The sequence below is a fragment of the Nocardia sp. NPDC059236 genome, from assembly GCF_042754085.1.
Classification (GTDB): domain Bacteria; phylum Actinomycetota; class Actinomycetes; order Mycobacteriales; family Mycobacteriaceae; genus Nocardia.
Genome location: NZ_JBHZAF010000007.1, coordinates 54,595 through 77,867 on the forward strand (window position 1 = coordinate 54,595; position 23,273 = coordinate 77,867).

The window sequence follows — 23,273 nt, forward strand, 5'->3', positions numbered from 1 at the left end:
GGAACAAACGGCGGGCGGGCAGGGTTGTCGGCTGCGACGAGATCAAAAGGACTTGGAGCGGAAGGGGAATCGCCATGCCGAGCCCGGAGATGCGGGAGCACATCGAGCTGTTCGAGCGGAACCGGGTGGCGCGGCCGGCGACGCCGCCGTCGATCGAGGAGTTGCGGGCCAATTTCCTGCCCGCGGGCAAGCGGTACGAGATTCCCGATGATGTCCGGGTGAGCGCGGTTTCGGTGGCGGGCGTGCCCGCGTACTGGCTGGACGCGCCGGGGACCTCGCCGGATCGGGTGCTGGTGTACGTGCACGGCGGCGGGTTCTCGCTGGGCTCGCTGGACAGCCACGGTGAGTTGGCGGCGCGGCTGGGGCGGGCGGCCGGGGCGCGGGTGCTGTTCCCGGAGTATCGATTGGTGCCGGAGCATCCGTACCCGGCGGCGGTGGAGGATATCCGGGCGGTCTGGCGCCGGCTGCGCGAGGAACCGGGTGTGGCCGTGAATTCCATTGCGCTGGTGGGCGATTCGGCGGGCGGCAATCTCATCGCGGCGCTGCTGCTGGAGCTGCGCGATGCCGGCGCGGCGCTGCCCGCGGCAGCCGTGCTGCTCTCGCCCGCGTTGGACATGAGCGCTTCCGGGGTCTCCATGACCGAGCTCGACGGCCAGGACGCGATCTTCACCGCCGGCATGCTGCGGGGTGTCTTCGCCGCCTACCTGAATGGCGCTGATCCCCGAATTCCTTCGGCCTCACCGCTTTTCGGTGACCCGGCCGGCCTGCCGCCGCTGCATATCCAGGTCGGCACGGCCGAACTGCTGCTCAGTGACTCCGAGGGTTTCGCGGCCGCCGCGCGGGCCGCGGGCGTCGATGTGACGCTGTCGCGCGGTGAGGGTCTCCCGCATGTCTACCCGATCATGCGGGACACCCCGGAGGCGGCGGCCGCCACCGACGAGGTCGCGGCCTTCCTGCGCAAGCATCTCGGCTGAGGCCGGATTCAGACCAGCGTCTCGGTCTCGTACGCGGGCAGCCGGTAGTCCTCGGCCTTGGGCTCGAACAGCTTCCGGGTCAGCGGGAGCATCGGGCCCGAGGTCATGATCCGCATATTGAGCCGGCCCAGGGCGGTCAGGACCTTCGACTTCGGGAGCATCATCTGGATGCCGCCGCCGGGAAGTTCCTTGGCCGCGTCCAGGAACGGGGTCACCCGCTCCTCGTAGCGGGCCAGCGCGCCGGGCAGATCGTCCGGGGTGGCGGCGATTTCGCCGGTCAGGATGTACGCGCCCACCAGTGCCATCGCCGTACCCATGCCGGTCAGGGGGGAGCCGCAGTAGCCCGCGTCGCCGGCCAGGGTGACCCGCCCGGCGGCCAGGGTCGGCATGTCGATGCGGGCCAGCACGTCGAAGTAGAAGTCGGGTGCGCCGGGCATGGCCGCGAGCGCGGTGGGCGCATGCCAGCCGGCCTCGGCGAGCATGTCGGTGATGAGGCGCTGCTGGGCGGCGACATCGCGGCGCAGCGCGGGGTTCTCCGAGGTGCGGAGGGTCAGGATGGCCTTGGCGGTGCGCGGGTCGCGGTCGGGGCGGATGCCGACGGCGGCGCTGGGCACCGAGTGCATGGCGAACCAGCCCGGCTTGGTGTCGGCGGGGGTGGGCATGGTGAAGAAGGCGGTGTAGCCGCCCAGGTACGTGGAGAACTGTTCCTCCGGCCCGAAGGCGAGGCGACGGACCGCCGAGTGCACGCCGTCCGCGCCGACCACCAGATCGAAGCGCCCGGTCGCGCCGGAACCGAAGCCGACTGTCACGCCGGTGTCGTCCTGGTCGAGGGTCTCGATCCACTCGCCGTAGCGGTAGTCGAGCTTGCCCGGAGTTTCGGCCAGCAGGTCGAGCAGTACCTGGTTCAGATCGCCGCGGGTGATCTCGATTTCGGCGACCGGGCCCTTGCCGTCGAAGGCCTCCATCGGCAGGGCGGCGTATTCGGTGCCCTTGCGGTCGACCCAGGCCATGCCCAGCTCTTCGAGCTGGTACTTGCGGATGCCCGGCATCAGGCCCATGCGCTCGGCGACCTCCTTGCTGGCGGCGCGCAGGTCGACGGCCTGGCCGCCGGGGCGGGGCGCGGTGGCGCGCTCCACGACGGTGACCCGGGCTCCGGCCCGGAGCAGTTGCAGCGCAACGGCATTGCCGGCGATGCCGCCGCCGGAAACGAGGATGTGCAGCGAGTTGGCGGTGGTGTTCATGGTGTCGGGCCCTCTCGGTTGGCTCTAACGTCTAAGACAAATGTACTAAATGATTGGCACGCTTGTCTAGTACAAATGTCTCAGGCATGCCTACCTAGGGATATGTGCTTCCGGGAGGGTTCGGCGCTCAGCCGAGGGTCGGGGAGTCGTAGACGGTGAACCCGCCCTTGCCGTCGGTATCCATCCCGAGGAATCGATCCGCGTGGAAGGGGTTGTTGGCCAGCAGCCGCACCACGGTGTCGTCCGGGTCGGCGAGATCCAGGATCGCGCCGTACGGGCCGCGATCGATCACCTCACCGCGGGTGTACTCCAGTTCGTCGGCGCGGGCGGCGAAGGCGTGCAGGTCGTCGACCGAGTCCACCTCCAGGGCGAAGACGTCGAAGCCGCGGAAATCCGGTGTGCCCGCACAGTATTCGCGCTCCCACAGCGCGATGCCGAAACCGGACGGGTGCATGAGCTGTGCCCCGCGCAGCTCACCCTCTTCCCGGAACTCGCCCGCCAGGCGCAGATCCAGCAGGTCGCAGTACCAGGCGACACTGCGCGCCAGGTCGCTGACCGGCAGTTTGACGTGGCGGATGCGGACCAGTCCGGCCATACGGTGCCTCCTGATCGGGGTGAGTCGAGCAGGGCATGAACCCCTGAAGGATGCCACTTCACCACGCCGCTGACGCGGAAGGGCACTCTCCTGGCGCGAATGGCCACCGCCCGGATGGGGCGCCGGCTCCTAATCGTTCTTGGTGGCGACGCCCGTGATCAGCGGTCGAACAATCGGGGGCATTGCCCGCCATGGCATTTCCTGCACGTCTTCGAGCTCCAGCCCGGACGCCCGGATCAGCTCGAGGGTGGCGCGGTTGCAGTGGCAGCCCTCTGCGAACCGGCGCCACGGCTCGGCGAGACGGTCTTGCCAAGAGGAAAGTCGCGGCGACTCGGAACGTACGTGCTCCAGAAACAGCAGCTGGCCGCGGGGACGCAACACGCGCTCGATCTCCCGCAGTACCGGATCAGGGTCATCGACAGTGCACAACACGAGCGTTGAGACGACGGTATCCACGGTTCCATCCGCGAACGGCAGTTTTTCCGCCGATGCGTCGAGCACACGTGCGTGATTGCGGCTGCGACGCAGCCTCCGCGCCAACCGCGTCCGCATCGCGGGCTCCGGTTCGGTCAAGATCAGCTCGTCCAGGCCGTCCGGGTAGTACTCCAGGTTGAGGCCGGTACCGCTGCCGAGCTCGACAGTCCGCCCCCTCGCACGGCTGAGTAAATTTCGCCGGCGAGCGCCCATCCCCGCCCTCTCGCCCATCCACAGCAGAGGGTCATACAGCGTCGCGAAAGCCCGGGCCCACAGGTCCGAGCCCTCCGCCGCTGCCGCCGGGGCGGCGCCACTGCTCACAGAGTCGACAGTACGCCGGACGGACATCATCGCCTATGCCCAGCTCCTCGAGCAGGGCGGTGACAGTTGCCGATGCGCTTACTCTGCGGGTCGGCGCGCGGGGAATACGTACCGGAAGGTCCGAGTTAACGGGAGTCTCAGCGCAATTCCGTGAGAAGGTGGCAGAGATGGCGACTACGGTCCTGGACCGGTCCGGCAATGCGGTCAATACCGTCTCGTCCCATGTGGTGGGGGTGATCGCGGACGCGGCCCGGCGGGCGGGCGCCGAGACGGAGCAGATCGCCCAGTTGCTCGGCCGCGATCCGGCTCTGCTGTTCGACGACACGGCGCGCATCCCGACCGCGACGGCGTCGCGGCTGTGGGAGCTGCTGCACCGGCTGGCGGGACCCGAGGCCGGGGTGCTGGCCGCGGACGTGGCCGAGCTGGGGCGGCTGCACGTGTGGGACTACCTCATCGGCAATGCGCCCACCCTCGCCGAGGGCCTGCGCGACGCGGCGCGCTACAACAACACCATCTGCGACCGCCGGGTCGATCTGGAGGTGGTGGAGGACGGATCCCTGCTCACCGCACGCTATCTCGATCTGCCGCATCGGGGCGCGGCCGAGGCCGTCAACAAGGAATTCGTCATGGCGGTGATGGTGCGGCGGGCGACGGAGAGCTTCGGTGAGGGGGGCCGGCCGGTCCGGGTGGACTTCTCGCACCGGGGTCCCGACGATCGCGCGCACCTGGTCCGCGCGCTCGGCACCGGGAACATCCACTTCGGTCAGGACCGGGACGCGATCACCTTCCTCACCACTGCGGAGGCTGGTGGTCGGACGAATGATCCTGTCCTGCAGGGGATTCTGCGATCGCACGCTCAGAAGCTGATCGACTCGATCGGGCCCGAACCGGCCTGGCTGGATGTCTTCCGCGCGGCACTGCAGGCGGCGCTGCCGGAGTCCGGCGGCGACGGGGTGGGTTTGGAGGAGGTGGCCACCGCCCTCCGGATCAGCGACCGGACCCTGCAGCGCCGCCTGGCCGAGCACGGCACCAGCTGGCGCGCGGAGCTCGAGATCGTGCGGCGGGACACGGCGATCGCCCTGCTGCGCGACCACACGGTGCCGGTGCGGTCGGTGGCGTTGCGCCTCGGGTACCGCGATCACCGGGTGCTGGCCCGGGCTTTCCGTCGCTGGACCGGGCAGTCGCCCGCGAGCTTCCGCCGGGATCAGTCGCAGTGACCGCCGGCGCGCAGGCGCACCGCGGCCCGCTCAGCTCACGTCGGTCCAGCGCTGCTGGGCGCGGCGCAGCGACCTCGGATCGGAGTAGCCGAGGCGGCGGGCGCGCTCGGCCTGGGTGAGGCCCAGCGGCTGGTCGAGAACCTGTTGCCTGCGGGCCTTTTCGAGCTCGTACCGCCAGGAGGTGCCCTCTTCGGCGAGGCGGCGCTGCAGGGTGCGACGGCCGGTCAGTAGCCGGCGGGCCACCGCGTCGATGGTCACCGCGCCGTCGATCAGCATCGACGCCAGCTCCTGCTGCAGCCGGTCGGACCAGGTGGTGATGCGCGGTGGCGCCGTCATCTCGGCCTGCTGCACCAGGATTCGGTTCAGGACCGGGTCGGCGCGCAGCAGCGGCAGCGCCAGATCGGCGTTCCGGAAGGTGACGCGATTGGTGGCCGCCCCGAAATCGATTCGGGGCGTACCGAACAGCTCGGTGAGCGCCGTCAGCTCCGCCCGGCCCTTGGGCGCCCGCTGCCGCAGTCGCACGTCCACCGGCACCACGTGCTGCCCGGTGGCCGTGCGCATTTTCACGATCATCCCGCACAGACCGGTGTGCATGGCCAGCTCGCTGCCGCGGCCCTCACCCCGGGCCAGGCCGGTGTACACCGTCGTCACACCGTCCGGATCCGCGTCGGCGACCGCCCGGAACTCCCGGTTGGTCGAGCACGCGTCCATGAACCGATCGGTCAGCGCGAGTCCAGCACCCAGGGTGGGCGCGGTCAGCAGCAGGTAGTCGATGATGCCGAGCTGTCCGGGCGTGTACTCGAGTGCGGTGCGGACGGCGATGGCGGGATCCTGGGTTTCGTGTTCGACGAGTTCCCACAGCCGCAGATACCGCTCGCTGGGCACCATGGATTCGGGCGCGGTCAGCAGCCAGCCCGGTAGGTCCGCGGCGAGCGCCAGGCGATGTCGCGTGTCCTCGCACACTCCGATCGTGCTCAGCACATACCCGGGCAACAGCACGGTGTCCATCACCTGTGCGTCGGGGTCGAGCCCGGCCCCGGTGGGGGCGTGAATACCGGTGGGGTGGATGGTCATTGGGTTCCCGGGAGTGGAGCGTCATCGACGGGCGGTGGCATCGCGTTGCACTCACAGTGCAATGCACGAGGGTCCAAATTAGACTGTGCGGTGCGGTTTTTGAAACAGGATGCACGACGTGGGTGACTTCAGCGCCCGAGGTGACGGCGCTCCGGCCGGTCAGCGGCCGGGCAGCAATGGTCGGGTCGCGGTCCCGAAGGTCCCGTTCAGAAGTAATCGGTGGTCGCTAAGCTGCGGCGATGATCGGCAATACCATCTCGTCGCGGCTGGCGGCCCTGGTTCGGGAGGCGGCGCTGCGGGCGGGAGCGTCGGCGTCGCAACTCTTCAGCGCGCTGGAGCTGGGGGCCGATCAGCTCGGCGACGATCTGGTGCGGGTTCCGACCGGCTCGGCGTGGCGGGTCTGGGAGCTGATCTATGCGGCCGCGGGGCCGACGGGAGGTCTGTGCGCGGCGGCCACGGCCACGCGGGGGAGCCTGTCGGTGTGGGATTACCTCTTCTCGAGCGGACCGACGCTGGCCGAAAGTCTGCGCAGCGTGGTCGAATTGCGTGCCGTCGTCGCGGATCCGCTCGGTGGCGGCCAGGTGCTGGAGAACGGCGGGCTGCTCATCGTCCGGGATACCGCGACCGTCGAACCGGGGCCGATCCTGGGGCTGGTCGAGGAGTTCACGCTCGCGGTGATGCTGCAGCGGGCTCGTGAGGCGACCGGGCATCCGCTGGTTCCGGTTCGGGTGGCGTTCCGGCACCGCGCGCCGCGCAATCACCGGCATCTCGTCGAGGCGTTCGGTACCAACCGGATCTGCTTCGAGGCCCCGCATTCCGAGCTGACCTTCCTCGATGCGGCGGCCCTGCCCACCGGGGGCGACCCGAACCTGGGCCGGATCCATCGCGGCTACGCGGAACTGCTGCTCGCCAGTGCGCGTCCCATGCCCAGCCCGATCGGCAGGATCCGCGCGGTGCTGCGCGAGGCGATGGCGTGCGGCGAACTCGAACTCGACCAGGTCGCCGCCCGGCTCGCCGTGAGCCCGCGCACCCTGCAACGTCGTCTGCAGGAGCTGGGCACCAGCTGGCGGGCCGAGGTCGACACGGTTCGTCACGAGCACGCGTCGGATCTGTTGCGCGGCACCGATCTCCCCATGTACGCGATCGCGGCCAGGGTCGGCTACACCGACCCGAGGGCGCTGCGGCGGGCGTTCCGCCGTCAGGCGGGGCAATCCCCGGACGAGTTCCGCCGGTGGGCGGCCACCGGTTCGATATCCGGGTAGCCGGCGTTCGTCAGGGGCGGTCGGTGGTGAGGTGGAGGTAGGCGGTGTCGAGGGGGATGTCGACCGCGAACCAGGCCGCGGGCCGGTCGTCGTCGCGGGGGCACCAGGCGGTCGCGATGCAGAGCCGGGCCACCTCCGTGCTGGCGAGACCGGGTAGCCGCCACTGGATTCCGGCCGGATCCAGGTAGCGCACACCGTATTCGGAGTCGTCGTCATTGCCGTCGGCGGGCAGCTGGTCCGCCCAGTCGGCGGGCATGAGCCGGCCGTCGGCGGCCTGCATGGCCAGCAGTTCGGAATCCGGGCCGCCGATCGACACCGAGAATCGGTCGTTCTCGGCGGTCACGGCCGCGAGGCATTCACCGGAGTCGGGACCGCAGAACGTGTCCGCGGACAGATCGGTCAGTTCGGCCGAGAAGGTCAGTGCGGGCACCGCCGAATGCGCCTGCACCTGCCAGATTCCCGCCCACATGGGTACGGCCGCGCCGCCGTCCCAGGCCGGCATCTCGATGCGGCCCAGGAGCAGATCGACCGTGGCGTCCCGGTGCCGCCAGCGGTGCAGGTGCGAGCCGTTCGCCAAGCGCCACACGGAATCCGGACCGGTCGGTACCTGTTCCGAGCCGAGCGCGACAGCGAACACGACGGTGCCGAGCGGCGTATCGATCACGGCGGGATGCCGGTCGACCTGGTGCAGGCGGTCGGTGGGAAGCATGCGCCCCATCATGCACCCCGGCGAATGGGCACCCGATCTCCGGTGCGGGCGAACGGCCCGGCGGGGGTGGGTTCCCTTCGGGCCGTTCAGGTTTCCGATCCGGCCGGCTCCCGTCACACTCCGGCCGCGACCGCCCGGGCGCGCCGGGCCGGTGACCGGAAGGTGGCCAGGGCGAGCGCCGCCGCGGCGAGGCCGAGCGCGGAACCGAGCTGGTAGCCGGCGGCGAGCAGCAGACCGGTGACGGTCATGGTGCGAGCCCCGAAGCGCGCGAACAGTTTCGGCGAGATCGCGATCATGCCGACCATGATCAGCGCGGTCATCGGCAGCAGCGCCGCGCCAGCGGCATCAGCGGATCCTTGCGTCGGGCCTGCATCGCGACGAACTCACCCAGCAGCACGGCGGCCGCGAACAGCACCACCCAGGTCGAGCCCGCGGCCCAATCCGCCTGGGGTATATGGGAACATCCTTGGCTGCTGTGACCTATCGCATACCCATTAGGGGTATGTGACATCTAGCGCCATTCCTACTCATCGCAAGAAGGTGGGTGGTTGCCCTGCTCGGAAAACAAGGTCTCCTGCTGCTGCGGTATAGCCCGCAAACCCTGATGGGCGACGGTATGGCTGCCTCATTGCGCGGTTGCCGTGATGTAGCCCCGTCCGTCCCTGCCTCGCGGTATCGATGTCGAATCAATTTCGATGTCGACTTTCGACGCTGTTACGATCTCGAATCGTGTTCGAAAATCTGTCGACACCTCGGGCTACCATCCGCCCTGCTCCGGTTCAGCGCCGAGGAGTCAAGCGTGTGCAGGCCATTCTCGATGCCGCCGAGGCGTTGCTCGGTGAGCGGGGCTACGAGGCTGCCACCCTCAAGGCGATAGGCGAACGAACGGGCATTCCGGTGGCCTCGGTATATCACTACTTCGCTGACCGGCATCAGGTTGAAACCGAGCTGGCGCAGCGGTATCTGCGCGAACTCGACGAACGTCTGCGTGCCGCGTTGGGGCGCAGCGAGCCGGGCACCCTGCGCGACGCCTGCGACACGGTCGGCGACCTGTATCTCGCTTACATGCGCGAACATCCGAGCTTCGGCGAGCTCTGGTTCTCGGGGCGTAGCTCGTTGCTCAGCGAACTGGCGCAGATGTTCGACGCGTCGCAGGCGCGGCAGCTGTGGTGCCACCTAGCCGAGCGTGCCCTGATTCGTCCCGATACCCCGCCGGTCGTTGTCGAACTCGCCTTCGAGGCCGCCGACAGGCTCTTCGATGTCGCCTTCCGGCGCTCTCCGGAAGGCGATGACGCCACGATCGACGAGGCGCGTCGCCTGGTCGCTGCATACCTGGGGACCTACGCGCCACAGCGCTGAGGCAAGGAATGTCTCGACCCTGTCGAGCAGTCGCCGTCGAGTCGGACGCCATGCGCACGTCGGCCGACTGTTGACACGCTCACGCTACGACTCCTAAATTCGAACTCGATTCGACATCGAACTGTATCGCGGAGGCTGCCGGCCGAGCCGTGCTCTAGCGGGCCATCCTGTGCCGAATCGGACTTCCCCCAGCGATGACAGAGGAGAGATCACCATGATGTCCGTAGCCGACTTGCGCCGCCCCCCGGAGGCCGCCGAATGACCACTGCGATCATCGAAATAACGCGCTCGCGCAACCCTTTCGACCAATCAGCGTTGACCAGAGACGCGCGGGGGATCGCGCACTACACCGATGTGCCGGCGACGTTGCCGGACGTGGTGCGCGCGCACGTCGACACGCACCCCGATATCGAGGCGGTCGTCGAGGTCGGCGGCGATCGGTTGACCTATGCCCAGCTGTGGGAACGCGCGTCGCGGGTGGCCGGTGGGCTCCGGGCGCTCGGCGTGCGGCGCGGGGATCGAGTCGCCCTGCGATATCCGGCCGGTGTGAACTGGGTGCTGGCCTTCTGGGGCACGGTGTTCGCGGGCGGTATCGCGGTGCCGGTCAATACGCGCTCGGCTCCTCCGGAGGTGGAGTTCGTGCTCGACGACGCCGATGTGACGGTCGATCTGGCGGCCGATACTCCACTGCCCGACGGTGATCCGTACGTGGCGGAGGGTCTCGGCGCCGGCGATGTGGCAGCGCTCTTCTACACCTCCGGTACGACCGGACACCCGAAAGGTGTTCCGACGACACACGAGGCGTTCATCACCAGCGCCGAGAACATGATTCGCTGTTCCGGCATCTCCCGTGACGCCGGCTCGGACCTGCGCACCCTCATCTCCGTGCCCCTGTTCCATGTGACGGCCTGCAATTCACAACTGCTGGTCGCCGCCTCCGCCGGCGGCACCTCGGTGATCCTGCCCGCACTCGACCTGCCCGCACTGATCGAAGCGATTGCCGCGGAACGCATTTCCTTCCTCGTGACGGTGCCCGCGGTGTACTCCCTGCTGCTCCGTCATCCGAATTTCGCCGACGCGGACGTGTCCCGGGTCCGCATAGTCGGGTACGGTGGCGCGCCGATCGCGCCGTCGCTGGTACAGGCGTTGCAGGCGGCGTTCCCCCAGGCGACCGTGATGAACGGTTACGGCATGACGGAGACGGCGTCCTTGATCGCCGTGCTACCGGACCGGGACTCGATCGAGCACGCCGATTCGGTCGGCTACGCGGTGCCGTCGGTGGATCTGGGCATCGTGCCGATCGACGGTGAACCGGGCACGGGAGAACTGGTGGTCCGAGGCCCGAATGTCACTGCGGGATACTGGAACCGAGCGAAGGCGACCGCGGAGACGATGGTGGGCGGCTGGCTGCGCACCGGCGATGTCGTCCGGGTCGATGATGCCGGACGCGTGCACATCATCGACCGGATCAAGGACATCATCAACCGCGGCGGCGAGAACATCTCGAGTGTGGAGGTGGAGGCGGTACTGCTGTCCGCTCCCGGTGTCGCCGACGCCGCGGTGCTCGCCGTGCCCGATGACGTGATGGGGGAGAAGGTCGGCGCCGTCCTGTTCGGAGACCGGGCGCCGATCGATATCGCCGCCGTGCTCGCGCATTGCCGAAACCATCTCGCCGACTTCAAGATTCCGCAGTACGCCACGGTTGTCACCGAGGCGCTACCGCGCAATGCCGGGGGCAAACTGCTCAAGAACCATCTGCGCCGACAGGTGCAGTGGGGTGCTCCGTTGCGATGATGACCCACCGGGACCGACCAGTGGATCTTGTGGTTGCGCCGGGCGAGATCGCTACCGGCGCAACCACATAGGGCTGTCAGGACACGGGAGCCGGTGCGTTCTCCATCTGGAAGAACTGGATCGCCGAGGCGATACCCACCGGCACGCCCAGCAGGATGATGCCTGCCGCCGCCCCCAGCGCGGTACCGATCGCCGCACCGGCGATACAGCTGCCGACCCAGCCGGGGACGAAGATCGGGGTCATCAGGGCGGCGCCGACGACCGCGCCCAGGATGCAGCCACCGCCGAGTCCGACGATGGTGCCGAGGAGGGTCCCGACGCCCGTGGCCAGGCCGAACTGGGCGGCCGCCCGGCCCAGATCGGCGTCGAACTGGGCATCGACCGGCTTCAGCGGATCGGCAGGAAGGGTGATCATGTCGACCGGGGCGGCCGCGGTCGGGTCGGTGTTCGGGGTCAGGGTGGCGGTATTGCCGTCGATCTTCGCTGCGATCGGGAACCGCAGGCCGCGCATGTCGTAACTCAGCGGCAGCCCGGCGACGACCTTTCCGGTCGAGTCGAGGACCTGGAACTGGCCGTCGTCGGTGGCCAGTGAGCCCAGATCGGTCTTGACGACCACGGAGTCGCCGACGCGGTCGGCGGTCCAGTGGATGCCGGCCTGCTGCGCATCGACCGGGCCGGCCGGGGCCGGGATCGGCTGCGCCGGAGCGGCATTGGAGTCGGGTATATTGTTGGTGAGCACGCCGAGCGTGACGACGGCGGCGACGGTGTAGGCGGTGATCTTCCTCATCGGTGAACCGAACCTTCCAAGAAGCGCGAATTGAACAGTGCCGCAGGGTTATCGAGCGGCAACGCTGGGGTCGTCGTGTGTTCTGCTGATTTTTTTGCCGACTAGAACTGGTTGAGCGTTGGAACCTCCGTTCCGCTGAAGTCCCTGTAAATGGCGGACTTTCAGCTGCTGCGGCGGCGGCTCGCCGACGAGTGGGCCGGCGAGTGTCAGTGCGTGGTGAGGACCTCGCCCACGGCGCGCTCGGCCGCGCGGACGGCGCCCTCGACGTAGCCCTCGAACTCGGGTGCGCCTTCGGTGATGACCCCATCGGCGACGTCGAGGTTGAGCGTCCGCCCGCCGACGCGGTCACCGGCCTCCAGGACCGTCACCGAGCGGCCCTTCCGTACCAGCTGGTGGGCGGCGGTGAGGCCGGAGAGTCCGGCGCCGACGACGACAACGTCGACGTTCCGCACCTCGTTGTGATCGCCTGCCATGACCTTCTCCGTTCGGCCGATCATTGAGTTGGAATAGAACTCGAATCGGGTTCGACATTAAGAAGAAGTGTGATCTATGTCAATGGGGGAGGTGCCGGGATCTGAATGAAGGATCGAAGAGTGCGTAGCCGATCGGATCGCGGGTTCGGCGCATCGTCAGCTCGGGGGTTGCAGCCTTACGAGGGTTGATCGGGGCGCGACTGCGGACCGCGAGGCGTTACCTGGCTCCAGGCCGCCGCGCGGTGCGAAAGGTGTTGGGGGAGATCAGTTCTCCGGACGCTCGGACTCCGGCGCGTACGACTGCAGATAGAGACCGAGCAGGCGGCGTGCCTCGGCGATGGTGGCGTCGTCGCCGGTGTTCGGTGTCCGGCGGAATGCGACGTCGAACAGGCGGTTGCCGACCTCGAAAGCCAGTTGAATCACCAGCGGGGGCGTGTCCTGCCGGAGCAGTTCGCGTTGGACGCCCAGCTGAAGCATTCGCTCAGCAGTCGATTCGTCGAAGGACTGCACGAGTTCGGCCACCGCATCGCTACGCCCGGAGAACCACAGCTGAACGCAGCTCGGGTGGGTACGAAAATAGGTGAGCATCGGATCGATCACCGCATCGACGACATCCTGTACCGAGTCCAGCCGCACGTCGCCGTCGAGCGACTTCGAGAGCTGCTGATCCAGTTCGGCAATGTGGCGACCGATGATCTCGGTGTCGACCTGGTGGCGGTCCGAGAAGTAGTGATAGACCGACGCGATCGGGATACCGGCCCGCTCGCCGATGGCCTTGAGGGTCGCGGCCTCGTAGCCTTCTTCGGCGAGCAGAGTCTCCGCCGCGTCGAGGATGGCCTGGACGCGTTCGGCGCCACGGCGCTGCAGGACGGCGTCCGGGCGTGCGGGTGCCTGGTGCTTGTTCGCGCGGATGCGATCGGCCGCCGGCGCGGCCTTCGTGCTCGGCTTCCTGGTCGAAGCCGAACGCTTGGGGGAGCGGGCAGTCTCAGCCATGGACACTGCCCTCAACCGGAAAGTCGATCACAATTCGACACATTATCAGCGGAGAACCCGGCCGAAGAACTCGAGCTGATCGGCGAGCGCGCGTCGTTGCCACACGCCGTCATAGACATCGAAGTGATCGACCGGGTATTCCTTGACGACAGCGTGATCGCCGAGTTTCCGAGCCATGCGATGGGCCGCGGCGACCGGGACGACACGGTCGGCCTCGCCGATCTGGACCAGTACCGGGCAGGTCACCTGTTCGGCGTAGATCGTCGGTCGGTTGCGGGCGACCTCGAGTGCATGGCGGGCACCGATCTCGTTGCGCCACGTAGGTCCGGCGAATGACGTGTAGGCCTCCTCCGCGCCCGTCACGGTGATCATCGCCGTGCTGCCGGGTTGTCCCACAATGGGCACCATGCGAGGCCGGCCGCCGGTGATCACGGTCGCCGCATCGGCGAGTCCCTGTGCTGCGAGGCGAGCCAGGCGGCCGACCCCGTCCTTGCGTGCGATCAAGGCGAGGCTGGCCAGGCCGTCGGTAGCCGGTGTCAGCGAGACAACGGCCGCGATCCGTTGTGACTGTGCGGCGACCGCGATCGCGTGGCCCGCCGAGTACGACGTGCCCCACAGGGCGATTCGATCGGGGTCGACGCCGGGCAGGCGGCGCGCGGCATCGATCGCGGCGTGGTAGTCCTGACGTTGCCCGCGGTACGAAATAAGCTGTCGTGGCGTGCCTTCGGAATCGCCGAATCCGCGGTAGTCGAAGACGAATGCGTCCAGCCCGGCTGCTGCGAACGACTCGGCGTAGGACAGCAGGCCGGTATCCCGGGTTCCGCCGAATCCGTGTGCCAGGACAACACACGGCCGCCCGGAACGCCGTTCGAAGGCAGTGCTCGCGGCGGGGATATGCCATGCGGCACAGGTGATTCCGTGACTGGTGAATGAGAGTTCTTTGCGTGTCATCGAATTCGTCATCGCTTTCTCACCGGCTCCCGGCTCGGGCGAAGGCAGGCTTGCGCACGGTGGTGAAATGGAGGGCAGGATCGTCGACGGGACCGCGGCGCAGGCGCTCGACGTCCTTTTCGTAGACATGTTCGAGGGTCCATGACCCCTCGTCACCGGCCCGGGGGAACGCGCCGATTCCGCGGTTGACGTAGCCCGCCTGGAGATCCAGGATCGGGAACCGCTCCATCCCCGGATTGTCCAGGACCGGGACGACGGTGTCGTAGCCGAAAGCCTTCATGTGGTCCAGCAATCGGCAGAAGTGCTCGGCAACCAGCTCGACTTTGAGGGTCCAGGAGAGATTGCTGTAGCCCACCGCGTAGGCGAGGTTGGGAATCCCCGAGAGCATCATCGCCTTGAAGGCGACCAGGTCCGGGAGATGAGCCTGCTGCCCGTCGACGCTGAGGGTGATCTTGCCGAACGGGAGCATATTGAGTCCGGTGGCCGTGACGACCACGTCCGCGGCCAGCTCTTGGCCCGACCGGAGCAGAATGCCGTTCTCGGTGAACCTGTCGATGTGGTCGGTCATCACCGACGCTTTCCCCGAGGAGATGGCCTTGAACAGATCGCCGTTCGGCACCATGCACAGGCGCTGTTCCCACGGGTTGTAGCGCGGCGTGAAATGCGTGTCGACGTCGAAGTGCTTGGGCAGCTGAGCCCGAACCTGCGCGATGAACAGCTTGCGCATCAGCCCCGGCGCCAGCTTGCTCGCTTTGAAGAGTCCCCGGCCGAGTGCGATGTTCTTGCGCCGGCTGATCCGGTGTGCCCGCTCCGGTCCGACGACCTTGTTCAGCAGGTGGGTGGTGACGTCCACGGCAGGGGCCGAGAGCACGTAGCTCGGCGAGCGTTGGAGCATGGTGACGTGCTTGGCCAGTGGCGTCATCGACGGGATCAGGGTGACGGCCGTGGCGCCGCTGCCGATCACCACTACGCGCTTGTCGGTGTAGACGAGGTCGTCGGGCCAGAACTGCGGGTGGACGACCCGTCCCTTGAACTCACCGATGCCCTCGAAGTCGGGGACGAAGGCGGACTCGTAGTCGTAGTAGCCGGTGCTGAGGAACAGAAAGCGCGAGGTGAAGGTCGCGGGACGCCGACTGCCGGTCCGGTGGACCGTTACCGTCCACAGCCCTGAGCCGGTGTCGAAGTCGGCGGCAACCACCTTGTGGCCGAAGCGAATTCGCTCGCGGATCCCGCATTCTTCGGCCGTCTTGCGCAGGTATTCGAGGATGTACGGCCCTTCGGCGATCGACAGGGGGCTGGTCCACGGCTTGAAGCTGTAGCCGAAGGTGGGCATGTCCGAGTCGGATCTGATTCCCGGGTAGCGGAACAGGCTCCACGTGCCGCCGATCTCCTCGCGCGCCTCCAGGATTGCGAAGGACGTCCCTGGACGTTCGCATTTCAGATGGTGGGCGATGCCGATCCCGGAGATCCCGGCGCCGATGACCAGGACGTCGACCTGCCTCGAGCGGTGTTCCGTGGAGCGCCCATTGCGCTTGATGATCATGCTTGTCAAATCTCCTGGGGCTGGGATGCACGGGGTACACGCGGTGTGCCGAGGCAGCTTCGATACCTTGAAGTCGAATTGAATTCGAGTTTGAGTATGGAGTCGGCCGGCGGGTCCGTCAATGCCCTCCGTGGAGCCCATTGACACGCGATGGATCGTGACTTAGCTTATTTCGAAATCGAATCGTATTCGAATTTGCTGAGACAGCTGGCGACGTTCCTTGGAGAAAACGATGGCCCACAATCACCAGGCGTTCGATATCGCCAGCCTGATGACACCACCACCACCGAGCGCCGCATCGAAGCGTCTCTCGCTCATCGGCGTCGCGGCACTCCTGGCGACCGTCACCAACGCGGTCACGTTCATGCTGCCGCCGCTGCTGCCGTTGATGCAGGCGAAGTTCGCACTCGGCCTCTCGGATGAGACCTGGATCTTCACGGCCTTGACGCTGGGCGGCGGTGCCGGATTCGTCCTGCTTCCACGGCTCGCCGACGTCCTCAGCGACCGCACCACCGCACTGCTGTCGGGCAGCATCCTGACACTGGGGGCGCTGATCCCGGCCATCGGAAACTCGTACCCCACAATCGTTCTCGGCTGTGCCCTACTGGGATTCGGCAGCTCGGCGCAGCTGTTGCCGATCGGATTCCTGCGCCGGCACCTTCCCGGAAGCAAGGTCTCGACCGCCGTCAGCGTCCTGATCATGGCGACCGGCACGGGTGTCGTCGCCGGCATGATCGGCGGCGGGCTGACGGTCCGCAGCCTGTCGATCGCGAGCTTCTTCTGGATCCTGGTGCTGGTCTCCGCGGCGACGACGGTGGCCCTGATGGTCATCGTCCCGTCCGCGAAGCCGGAATCGGCCGGCAAGATCGGCGTTTTCGGCACCGTCTGGATGCTCGGCTGGCTCACTGCCGTGCTCCTCACCTTCACCCAGGGACTGGTGTGGGGCGATGTCGTGCTGGTTCCGCTGGTGGCCGGGATCGTCGGGGGAATCACCTGGATGCGCGCGCAACGGCGTTCGGCAACAGCGGTTTTCGATCTGAAGTTGCTCAAGATGCCGTTCGTCGGGGTCGCGTTGCTGTCCGCGGGCCTGTTCGGTGCCGTGGACGCCGGGTTCCTGTTGCTGGTCAGTTATTACACGCAGACACCGAGGGGCGCCGGTTACGGGCTCGGCGTCGATGCCCTGGGCACCGGCCTGCTGATGCTTCCCTTCGCCCTGACGATGTTCATCAGCGGCAAGGTCGCGGAGAAACGTGTCGCCAACGGTCGTCCGGGCGAGGTGCTCGTCCTCGGCGCGTCGATCTCCGCTTTCGGGCTCGCATTTCTGGTCGTCGCCCATCGACAGTGGTGGGAGTATCTCGTCGGCGCCGCCCTCATCGGACTCGGCAGTCGCGCCGGATACAGCGGCGCCTTCGCGGTGCCGCAGCTGCTCGTACCGGAACGCAAGGCCGGGATGGCCGCGGGCATGGCGGGCACCACGATGGCAATCGGCATCGCCTTCGGCTCCGCATTGATCACCGGCGTGCTCAGCGCCGACACCGACCCGGTCACCCACCTGCCGACGGCATCTCTCTACACGGTGGGCTACGTGGTCACGCTGGCTTGTGCCCTGCTCATTCTGGTCGCCACGCTCGTCTCTCAACTACGTCATCACGGCGAGTTCAAGGCCCTGCTCCGACAGTCGGGAGTGCTCGCATGAGCGACCGGGTTCTCGACACCATCACTGGCGCTGACAGGTGCGGCGTGGCACCCGCGGCGACAGCCATCCGAATTCGACACAGAGGATGATCTTGCAGACTCACAACAGAACCGGCGCTGGCACCAGCCGATTCGATCTCACCGGCCGGACCGCGATCGTCACCGGCGCCTCCCGCGGCATCGGTCTGGCGGCGGCGCAAGCGATTGCGGCAGCGGGCGGCAACGTGGTCGTGACGTCGCGCGGGCAGGAATCCGCGGATGCCGCGGCGGCCGGAATCGGCGGCAATGCAATCGGTTTCGCCGCGCACGCGGCCGACGAGGACGAGGCCCGGTGCTGCATCGACGTGGCGTTGGAACAGTTCGGCAGTGTCGACATCCTGGTCAACAATGCGGCGACCAACCCGGCCTATGGACCGGTCTGCGACCAGGACTACGCCCGCTTCGCCAAAACCTTCGAAGTGAACCTGTGGGCGCCGATCCTGTGGACCTCGCTGGCGACCCGCGCGTGGATGGGGGAGCACGGGGGCGTCGTGGTCAATACGGCGTCGATCGGCGGGATGGGTTTCGAGGCGAACCTCGGTGTGTACAACGCATCCAAGGCCGCACTGATCCATCTCACCAAGCAATTGGCGCTCGAGTTGTCGCCGCGGGTGCGGGTGAATGCCGTTGCGCCAGGCGTGGTGCGGACGAAATTGGCCGAAGCGCTGTGGAAAGAGCAAGAGGGCCAATTGAATTCGGCTACCGCGTTGTCGCGTATCGGTGAGCCCGAAGACGTCGGCTCCGTCATCGCGTTCCTCGTCTCGGATGCGGCGAGCTGGGTGACAGGGGAGACCTTCGTCATCGATGGTGGGCAGCGGCTGGGTGACGCCGGGCTCTTCCGGACGGCGGGTGCCATCAATGTCTGACAACCGACAGCTTCCCGACTTGGACGTCCCGGCGCCCCCGGGCCTGGACCTCGAGCGACTCGGTACCTGGTTCTCCGCCCAGATCCCCTGTGCGGGAAGCCGATTGCGGGCGTCCCTGATCGCCGGGGGCAAGTCCAATCTGACCTACGAGGTCACCGACGGCGCGTCGAGCTGGATCGTCCGCCGGCCACCGCTCGGCCACGTGCTGGCCACCGCGCACGATATGGCCCGCGAGTACCGCGTGATGTGGGCGCTGCAGCAGACCGCGGTGCCGGTGCCGATGGTGTACGCGCTGTGCCAGGACGACGCCGTGATCGGTGCGCCCTTCTATGTGATGGAGCGCTGCGCCGGTGTGCCCTACCGCCGGGCCGCGGAGCTGGAGTCGCTCGGCGTCGAACGCACTCGCGTGATCTCGACGCATCTGGTGGACACACTGGCCGCACTCCACCGCGTGGATCCGTCGGAGGTCGGCCTTGCCGAATTCGGCAAGCCGGAGGGCTATCTCGCACGCCAGGTGCATCTCTGGAAGAAACAGCTCGACGCCTCGTACAGCCGGGATCTCCCCGCGGCCGACGCCCTCTACGAGCGCCTGGCCGCCGACGTGCCGGAGGAGTCGGCCACCGGCATCGTGCACGGTGACTACCGGCTCGACAACCTGCTCGTCGACTCCGGCGATCGGGTCACCGCGGTGCTCGACTGGGAGATGGCGACGCTCGGCGACCCGCTGACCGACCTGGCGCTGATGCTCACCTATCACCGGCTCGGCGAATTGCTCGGTGGTGCGGTGGTCGCCGATGCGGCTTCGGCTCCGGGCTTCCTCGATGAGAAGGAGATCATCGAACGCTACGCCCGGGCCAGCAGCCGTGACCTGTCGCGGTTCGGGTTCTATCTCGGTCTCGCTTCGTTCAAGCTGGCCGCGATCCTCGAGGGTATTCATTTCCGGTATCTCAACGGCCAGACGGTCGGTGCGGGGTTCGACGAACTCGGCGCGGCGATCCACCCGTTGCTCGATGCCGGTCTCGACGCGTTGCACGAGGTCCGCTGATGCACTTCGCGTATGACCCCCTCACCGCGGAGCTGCGGGAGACGATGCTCGAGTTCATGAACGACCACGTCCACCCGGCGGAGAAGGTCTTCGCGGAACAACTGGCCCAGCTCGACGACAGGTGGGCCTGGGACTCCGTGCCGATCATCGGGGAGCTGCGGGCCGAGGCCCGCCGGCGCCGCCAGCAGTCGATGATCCTGGTCGAGCGGGATACCCCGGGATTCGAGATCCATCGGCCCATGCACGTCCTGGGCTACGACGACCATGACCACGGCGGCCACGCGGAACTCTCGTTCACCGATGTGCGGGTCCCGGTCGAGAACCTCATCGCTGACGAGGGCGACGGGTTCGCCATCGCGCAGGCCAGGCTCGGACCCGGCCGTATCCACCGCTGCATGCGGTCCATCGGCGTCGCCGAGCGTGCGCTCGCGCTGCTGTGCGCGCGGGCGGACGAACGGGTCGCATTCGGAAAACCGCTGTCCGAGCAAGGCGTGGTGCGGGATTGGATCGCCGAGTCCAGGGTCCGTATCGAGCAACTTCGGCTCCTGGTGCTGAAGACCGCATGGTTGATGGACACGGTCGGAAACAAGGGCGCGCACACCGAAATCCAAGCGATCAAGATCGCCACCCCGGCCACGGTGCAGTGGATCCTGGACAAGGCCATCCAGGTATTCGGCGCCGGCGGCCTGTCCCAGGACTTCCCGCTGGCCGCCGCCTACGCGAGCATCCGCTCCCTACGGTTCGCCGACGGACCGGACGAAGTACACAAGAGCACGCTCGCACGCACCGAACTGGGCAACCGGAGGGCGGCACGATGACCGCTGGTCAGCACGCCGGCGATCCAGTCGACCCATCCGTCGACCGCTACTGCTCCTGGCTCCCGGCGTCGAGGCCGAGCATCCGGAGCAGATGTGCGCAGTCCGCGACATCGAGGGCATGACCCGCGACGGTAAGGGCGGCCATCGCGTTCTGTTTCTCTTGTGCGGCCTTCTCGGCGGCCCGTGCTGCGGTGAATCCGCTCTGCTCATGGTGGAGAGTGGTCTGTCGTGCAGAGGTCATATGAACACTTCCCGCCGATTGGCCGGGTTAACGAATCCGAATGACTCGTGCCGACTACTTCTGCTGCTCACCCTACGGTGTGCGCATCGTTTCCGGACCGTTGCCCGAAACAAAATGCGGCCCGCCAGTTGATCGTCTCCCCATGCGCTGTTTCCTGGCCGCCCGGCGACTGGCCGAGTGGGGCACGGCACGTGGCATGTCGAGTCGGCGGTCACGACGCACCGAGCGACTTGCGTTCGAATGCTGATCGTGCCCTCGATGTGGGCACCGGGCGGGTATCGGTGCGTGAAACCATCAGTGTCCCTGGCGATGTGGCGTCCGCGGCGGGCCGCGATCCCGACACAGTAACAACATGGCCTAGCCCCAGGCGCGGCGGGTGGCGGGGAGACCCGAGCGTCCTCGGGGGTCCGGGACCACGCCCAGGACCTGGTGGAGGCCGAGGCCGCCGTCTTCGAATCCCAGGGCGGAGGCGGCCATGTAGATGCGCCAGATTCGGGCGCGTCCTTCGCCTACCAGTGAGACCGCCTGATCCCAGGCGCATTCCAGGTTGGCGACCCACTTGCGGAGGGTGAGGGCATAGTGCTCGCGCAGGGCTTCGACGTCTCGGACCTCGAATCCGGCTCGCTCCATTGCCAATACGACCTCCCCGACGTCGAGAAGTTCGCCGTCGGGGAAGACATAGCGGCCGATGAAGGATCGGGCGCGAATCCTGGATCCACCGGCCGAAGAGATGGCGTGGTTGAGCAGGCGGCCTTCGGGACGGAGCAAGGCGCGCAGGGAGTCGAAGTATTCGGCGGCGCGGTTCGCGCCGACGTGTTCGAACATGCCGATCGAGGAGATGGCGTCGAACTGCTCGCCGCGCAGGTCGCGGTAGTCGGTGTGCCGGATCTCGACAGTGGCGGAGAGCCCGGCTTCGACGATGCGCTTGCGGGCGAGTTCGGCTTGCGTTCCGCTGATCGTGACGCCCACGACCTGCGCGCCGTAGACCGAGGCCGCGTGCATGGCCATCGAGCCCCACCCGCACCCGACATCCAGCAGGCGCATTCCGGGACGCTCGGTCAGGCCGAGTTTGCGGCAGATCAGATCGTGTTTGGCGCGCTGGGCGTCCTCGAGCGAGAGGGTGGCGTCCGCGGCAGCCCGGCCGTCGTCGTCCGCGGCGGCGAACCGTGCGCACGAGTAGGTCATGCTCGGCCCGAGGACGAGGCGGTAGAAGTCGTCGCCGACGTCGTAGTGATGACTGATCACCGCCGCGTCGCGGTGACGGGTGTGCCGCGGTCCGCGCGGAGGCCGTGCCTCCTCGGGCGGCGGCTTCGGGCGGTGGGTGAGCGCACCCAGCCGCCAGGCCGCACCGACGGCCTGCCAGGCACCGGCGACGCCGAGGCGGGTATCACCGGGCACCGCGGACTGCAGGGCTCGCAGGATCTGGAAGATATCGCCGTCGAGGTCCACGGTGCCGGCGACGAAGGCGCGGCCCAGGCCGAGTTCGCCTGGGGCCCAGACCATATGGCTCAACGCATTCTTCGACCGGATCCGCATCGTGCCGGGATGGTCGCCGTCGGGCTGCACCGCGCTCCCGTCCCAGAACTCGAACCGCAATGGCGGCTGCGACCCGAACGCGAGTCGCAACAGAGGTGTGAAAGCGGCCGCGACCGTCGCACTTTTACCCATGGGACCACTATCGCCCGTAAGACACTGCGGGGCGGGGAGGTTGGCAGCGCCCGCCCCACCGCCACGGGAGCATTTGTCCACTCGGCTCTGCGAAGCTGCTCGCCGTCGAGAGGCAGAACCGCTCGACGCGCTATCCGGCACGGCCGTGTCTACCCCGTGGCCGGCGTTGCTGGGCGCTGTCGGTGAGCACGCGGTGAGGGTTTGGTGAGCGCGGTCGGCGAACGTCTGTGTCGAGGAAACAAACCCGAGCACAGGAGTTCCAATGTCTCAGATCGGCAAGTTCGCCCTCGTTACCGGCGCTTCTCGCGGGATCGGCCGCGCCATTGCCCTGCGGTTGGCGGCGAACGGCGCGGTGGTCGCGGTGCACTACGGACACGATGACGAAGCGGCGGCGAAGACCGTGGCGGACATCGGAGCGGCGGGCGGGCAGGCGTTCGCCATCCGCGCTGACCTGAGCACGCCGGCCGGAATCGACACGCTGTTCGCCGATCTGACGAAGAGCCTGCCGGACGGACGGCTGGACATTCTGGTGAACAATGCGGGCGGCGGCGGTGGCAACGGCTCGATCGAGCAGCTGACCCCGGCTGCGGTGGACAGTCTCTTCGCGGTGAATGTGTCTGCGCCGCTGTTTATTTCGCAGCGGGCGATACCGCTGCTGCGCGATGGCGGCCGCATTGTCAACATCTCCTCGTGCGCACCGCGGGTGGCGGCCCCGTCGCAGGTGGCTTACGCGATGAGCAAGGGGGCGATCGATGTGCTCACCAAAACCCTTGCGGTACAGCTCGGTCCGCGCGGTATCACCGTGAACGCGGTGGCCGCCGGTGCGACCGAGACCGAGGGGATGGCCGCCTTTTTCGATGGCCATCCGCAGGCGCGGGCCGGCATCAGTGCCATGACCGCGCTGGGCCGGGTGGGGCAGCCTGCCGATATCGCCGATGTGGTGGCCTTTCTCGCCTCCGAGGACGCCCGCTGGATCACCGCCAATGTGGTCGATGTGAGCGGCGGCACCGCCATCAGCCCGGCCATCGGCGCACAGTAGCAGAGCGGTATTCAGGCAGCGGCGGGCTCGTCGACCCAGCCGGTTGCGGTGCGCACCTCGGCGACCAATCCGACCCGGGATATCGTGCTCGTCGG

23 protein-coding genes are annotated in these 23,273 nt (G+C 67.7%); 10 read left to right on the forward strand and 13 right to left on the reverse strand.

The window, feature by feature from the left end; all coding sequences use genetic code 11:
- The first annotated feature begins 74 nt into the window (after window positions 1-74).
- Window positions 75-974, forward strand: coding sequence for an alpha/beta hydrolase (locus ACFXIV_RS19555; protein WP_379393736.1), 900 nt, complete (start codon window positions 75-77; stop codon window positions 972-974).
- Between the two features lie 8 nt (window positions 975-982).
- Here the strand turns inward: ACFXIV_RS19555 and ACFXIV_RS19560 are convergent, their stop codons facing one another.
- The 3 genes from ACFXIV_RS19560 to ACFXIV_RS19570 all read right to left on the reverse strand — a co-directional run bounded on the left by ACFXIV_RS19560 (window position 983) and on the right by ACFXIV_RS19570 (window position 3,605).
- Window positions 983-2,215, reverse strand: a complete 1,233-nt coding sequence (locus ACFXIV_RS19560) for an FAD-dependent monooxygenase (protein WP_379393738.1) — start codon at window positions 2,213-2,215, stop codon at window positions 983-985.
- 127 nt (window positions 2,216-2,342) lie between these two features.
- Window positions 2,343-2,810: a VOC family protein gene (locus ACFXIV_RS19565; RefSeq protein ID WP_379393740.1), complete on the reverse strand. Its 468-nt coding sequence runs from the start codon at window positions 2,808-2,810 to the stop codon at window positions 2,343-2,345.
- Between the two features lie 129 nt (window positions 2,811-2,939).
- A complete protein-coding gene (locus ACFXIV_RS19570; protein WP_379393742.1) occupies window positions 2,940-3,605 on the reverse strand; it encodes a class I SAM-dependent methyltransferase in 666 nt (221 codons plus the stop codon).
- Window positions 3,606-3,772: 167 nt separating this feature from the next.
- On the opposite strand from ACFXIV_RS19570, the gene ACFXIV_RS19575 reads away from it, so the two are divergent.
- The gene (locus ACFXIV_RS19575) at window positions 3,773-4,822 is read left to right on the forward strand and encodes an AraC family transcriptional regulator ligand-binding domain-containing protein (protein WP_379393744.1); all 1,050 of its coding nucleotides are present in this window, start codon (window positions 3,773-3,775) and stop codon (window positions 4,820-4,822) included.
- Window positions 4,823-4,852: 30 nt separating this feature from the next.
- On the opposite strand, the gene ACFXIV_RS19580 is transcribed toward ACFXIV_RS19575, so the two are convergent.
- Entirely contained in the window at window positions 4,853-5,896 is a 1,044-nt protein-coding gene (locus ACFXIV_RS19580) for an AraC family transcriptional regulator ligand-binding domain-containing protein (protein WP_379393746.1), read from the reverse strand.
- A gap of 239 nt (window positions 5,897-6,135) precedes the next feature.
- On the opposite strand from ACFXIV_RS19580, the gene ACFXIV_RS19585 reads away from it, so the two are divergent.
- The gene (locus tag ACFXIV_RS19585; protein WP_379393748.1) at window positions 6,136-7,158 is read left to right on the forward strand and encodes a helix-turn-helix domain-containing protein; all 1,023 of its coding nucleotides are present in this window, start codon (window positions 6,136-6,138) and stop codon (window positions 7,156-7,158) included.
- Window positions 7,159-7,168: 10 nt separating this feature from the next.
- Here the strand turns inward: ACFXIV_RS19585 and ACFXIV_RS19590 are convergent, their stop codons facing one another.
- Both ACFXIV_RS19590 and ACFXIV_RS19595 read right to left on the reverse strand, forming a co-directional pair.
- Entirely contained in the window at window positions 7,169-7,867 is a 699-nt protein-coding gene (locus tag ACFXIV_RS19590) for a hypothetical protein (protein ID WP_379393750.1), read from the reverse strand.
- A gap of 113 nt (window positions 7,868-7,980) precedes the next feature.
- Complete coding sequence (locus ACFXIV_RS19595) at window positions 7,981-8,187, reverse strand: hypothetical protein (RefSeq protein WP_379393752.1); 207 nt, start codon at window positions 8,185-8,187, stop codon at window positions 7,981-7,983.
- 481 nt (window positions 8,188-8,668) lie between these two features.
- On the opposite strand from ACFXIV_RS19595, the gene ACFXIV_RS19600 reads away from it, so the two are divergent.
- Window positions 8,669-9,226, forward strand: coding sequence for a TetR/AcrR family transcriptional regulator (locus ACFXIV_RS19600; protein ID WP_379393754.1), 558 nt, complete (start codon window positions 8,669-8,671; stop codon window positions 9,224-9,226).
- Window positions 9,227-9,496: 270 nt separating this feature from the next.
- Entirely contained in the window at window positions 9,497-11,020 is a 1,524-nt protein-coding gene (locus ACFXIV_RS19605) for a class I adenylate-forming enzyme family protein (protein WP_379421304.1), read from the forward strand.
- 76 nt (window positions 11,021-11,096) lie between these two features.
- Here ACFXIV_RS19605 and ACFXIV_RS19610 read toward each other — a convergent pair whose 3' ends face one another.
- The 5 genes from ACFXIV_RS19610 to ACFXIV_RS19630 form a co-directional block, all read right to left on the reverse strand.
- Window positions 11,097-11,807: a hypothetical protein gene (locus ACFXIV_RS19610; protein WP_379393758.1), complete on the reverse strand. Its 711-nt coding sequence runs from the start codon at window positions 11,805-11,807 to the stop codon at window positions 11,097-11,099.
- A 206-nt stretch (window positions 11,808-12,013) separates the two neighbouring features.
- On the reverse strand, window positions 12,014-12,280 hold the full coding sequence (locus tag ACFXIV_RS19615) for an FAD-dependent oxidoreductase (protein ID WP_379393760.1): 267 nt from the start codon (window positions 12,278-12,280) through the stop codon (window positions 12,014-12,016).
- Window positions 12,281-12,544: 264 nt separating this feature from the next.
- Window positions 12,545-13,273 (reverse strand): TetR/AcrR family transcriptional regulator, encoded by a 729-nt coding sequence (locus ACFXIV_RS19620; protein WP_379393762.1) that lies wholly within the window; start codon window positions 13,271-13,273, stop codon window positions 12,545-12,547.
- 45 nt (window positions 13,274-13,318) lie between these two features.
- Window positions 13,319-14,224: an alpha/beta hydrolase gene (locus ACFXIV_RS19625; protein ID WP_379393764.1), complete on the reverse strand. Its 906-nt coding sequence runs from the start codon at window positions 14,222-14,224 to the stop codon at window positions 13,319-13,321.
- Window positions 14,225-14,243: 19 nt separating this feature from the next.
- Window positions 14,244-15,767: a flavin-containing monooxygenase gene (locus ACFXIV_RS19630; RefSeq protein ID WP_379393766.1), complete on the reverse strand. Its 1,524-nt coding sequence runs from the start codon at window positions 15,765-15,767 to the stop codon at window positions 14,244-14,246.
- A 232-nt stretch (window positions 15,768-15,999) separates the two neighbouring features.
- On the opposite strand from ACFXIV_RS19630, the gene ACFXIV_RS19635 reads away from it, so the two are divergent.
- The 4 genes from ACFXIV_RS19635 (at window position 16,000) to ACFXIV_RS19650 (ending at window position 20,230) form a co-directional block, all read left to right on the forward strand.
- Window positions 16,000-17,463, forward strand: coding sequence for an MFS transporter (locus ACFXIV_RS19635; RefSeq protein ID WP_379393768.1), 1,464 nt, complete (start codon window positions 16,000-16,002; stop codon window positions 17,461-17,463).
- Between the two features lie 85 nt (window positions 17,464-17,548).
- A complete protein-coding gene (locus tag ACFXIV_RS19640; RefSeq protein WP_379393770.1) occupies window positions 17,549-18,367 on the forward strand; it encodes an SDR family oxidoreductase in 819 nt (272 codons plus the stop codon).
- A complete protein-coding gene (locus ACFXIV_RS19645) occupies window positions 18,360-19,412 on the forward strand; it encodes a phosphotransferase family protein (RefSeq protein ID WP_379393772.1) in 1,053 nt (350 codons plus the stop codon). The genes ACFXIV_RS19640 and ACFXIV_RS19645 overlap by 8 nt, the downstream gene beginning before the upstream one ends.
- Window positions 19,412-20,230: an acyl-CoA dehydrogenase family protein gene (locus ACFXIV_RS19650; RefSeq protein ID WP_379393774.1), complete on the forward strand. Its 819-nt coding sequence runs from the start codon at window positions 19,412-19,414 to the stop codon at window positions 20,228-20,230. The genes ACFXIV_RS19645 and ACFXIV_RS19650 overlap by 1 nt, the downstream gene beginning before the upstream one ends.
- Before the next feature lie 46 nt (window positions 20,231-20,276).
- Here the strand turns inward: ACFXIV_RS19650 and ACFXIV_RS19655 are convergent, their stop codons facing one another.
- Both ACFXIV_RS19655 and ACFXIV_RS19660 read right to left on the reverse strand, forming a co-directional pair.
- The gene (locus ACFXIV_RS19655; protein WP_379393776.1) at window positions 20,277-20,471 is read right to left on the reverse strand and encodes a hypothetical protein; all 195 of its coding nucleotides are present in this window, start codon (window positions 20,469-20,471) and stop codon (window positions 20,277-20,279) included.
- Window positions 20,472-20,828: 357 nt separating this feature from the next.
- On the reverse strand, window positions 20,829-22,139 hold the full coding sequence (locus ACFXIV_RS19660) for a class I SAM-dependent methyltransferase (RefSeq protein WP_379393778.1): 1,311 nt from the start codon (window positions 22,137-22,139) through the stop codon (window positions 20,829-20,831).
- A gap of 262 nt (window positions 22,140-22,401) precedes the next feature.
- Here ACFXIV_RS19660 and ACFXIV_RS19665 point away from each other — a divergent pair, with 262 nt between their 5' ends.
- Window positions 22,402-23,178, forward strand: coding sequence for an SDR family NAD(P)-dependent oxidoreductase (locus ACFXIV_RS19665; protein WP_379393780.1), 777 nt, complete (start codon window positions 22,402-22,404; stop codon window positions 23,176-23,178).
- The last annotated feature ends 95 nt before the right edge of the window (window positions 23,179-23,273 follow it).

Bases quoted from the DNA above. Each gene is read 5' to 3' on its own strand.
- ACFXIV_RS19625 (WP_379393764.1), bottom strand. From the start codon at position 14,224: ATGACACGCAAAGAACTCTCATTCACCAGTCACGGAATCACCTGTGCC.
- ACFXIV_RS19645 (WP_379393772.1), top strand. From the start codon at position 18,360: ATGTCTGACAACCGACAGCTTCCCGACTTGGACGTCCCGGCGCCCCCG.
- ACFXIV_RS19650 (WP_379393774.1), top strand. From the start codon at position 19,412: ATGCACTTCGCGTATGACCCCCTCACCGCGGAGCTGCGGGAGACGATG.
- ACFXIV_RS19665 (WP_379393780.1), top strand. From the start codon at position 22,402: ATGTCTCAGATCGGCAAGTTCGCCCTCGTTACCGGCGCTTCTCGCGGG.
- ACFXIV_RS19585 (WP_379393748.1), top strand. From the start codon at position 6,136: ATGATCGGCAATACCATCTCGTCGCGGCTGGCGGCCCTGGTTCGGGAG.
- ACFXIV_RS19595 (WP_379393752.1), bottom strand. From the start codon at position 8,187: ATGACCGCGCTGATCATGGTCGGCATGATCGCGATCTCGCCGAAACTG.
- ACFXIV_RS19660 (WP_379393778.1), bottom strand. From the start codon at position 22,139: ATGGGTAAAAGTGCGACGGTCGCGGCCGCTTTCACACCTCTGTTGCGA.
- ACFXIV_RS19640 (WP_379393770.1), top strand. From the start codon at position 17,549: ATGATCTTGCAGACTCACAACAGAACCGGCGCTGGCACCAGCCGATTC.
- ACFXIV_RS19655 (WP_379393776.1), bottom strand. From the start codon at position 20,471: ATGACCTCTGCACGACAGACCACTCTCCACCATGAGCAGAGCGGATTC.
- ACFXIV_RS19620 (WP_379393762.1), bottom strand. From the start codon at position 13,273: ATGGCTGAGACTGCCCGCTCCCCCAAGCGTTCGGCTTCGACCAGGAAG.
- ACFXIV_RS19560 (WP_379393738.1), bottom strand. From the start codon at position 2,215: ATGAACACCACCGCCAACTCGCTGCACATCCTCGTTTCCGGCGGCGGC.
- ACFXIV_RS19630 (WP_379393766.1), bottom strand. From the start codon at position 15,767: ATGATCATCAAGCGCAATGGGCGCTCCACGGAACACCGCTCGAGGCAG.
- ACFXIV_RS19590 (WP_379393750.1), bottom strand. From the start codon at position 7,867: ATGCTTCCCACCGACCGCCTGCACCAGGTCGACCGGCATCCCGCCGTG.
- ACFXIV_RS19575 (WP_379393744.1), top strand. From the start codon at position 3,773: ATGGCGACTACGGTCCTGGACCGGTCCGGCAATGCGGTCAATACCGTC.
- ACFXIV_RS19615 (WP_379393760.1), bottom strand. From the start codon at position 12,280: ATGGCAGGCGATCACAACGAGGTGCGGAACGTCGACGTTGTCGTCGTC.
- ACFXIV_RS19635 (WP_379393768.1), top strand. From the start codon at position 16,000: ATGGCCCACAATCACCAGGCGTTCGATATCGCCAGCCTGATGACACCA.
- ACFXIV_RS19610 (WP_379393758.1), bottom strand. From the start codon at position 11,807: ATGAGGAAGATCACCGCCTACACCGTCGCCGCCGTCGTCACGCTCGGC.
- ACFXIV_RS19580 (WP_379393746.1), bottom strand. From the start codon at position 5,896: ATGACCATCCACCCCACCGGTATTCACGCCCCCACCGGGGCCGGGCTC.
- ACFXIV_RS19555 (WP_379393736.1), top strand. From the start codon at position 75: ATGCCGAGCCCGGAGATGCGGGAGCACATCGAGCTGTTCGAGCGGAAC.
- ACFXIV_RS19565 (WP_379393740.1), bottom strand. From the start codon at position 2,810: ATGGCCGGACTGGTCCGCATCCGCCACGTCAAACTGCCGGTCAGCGAC.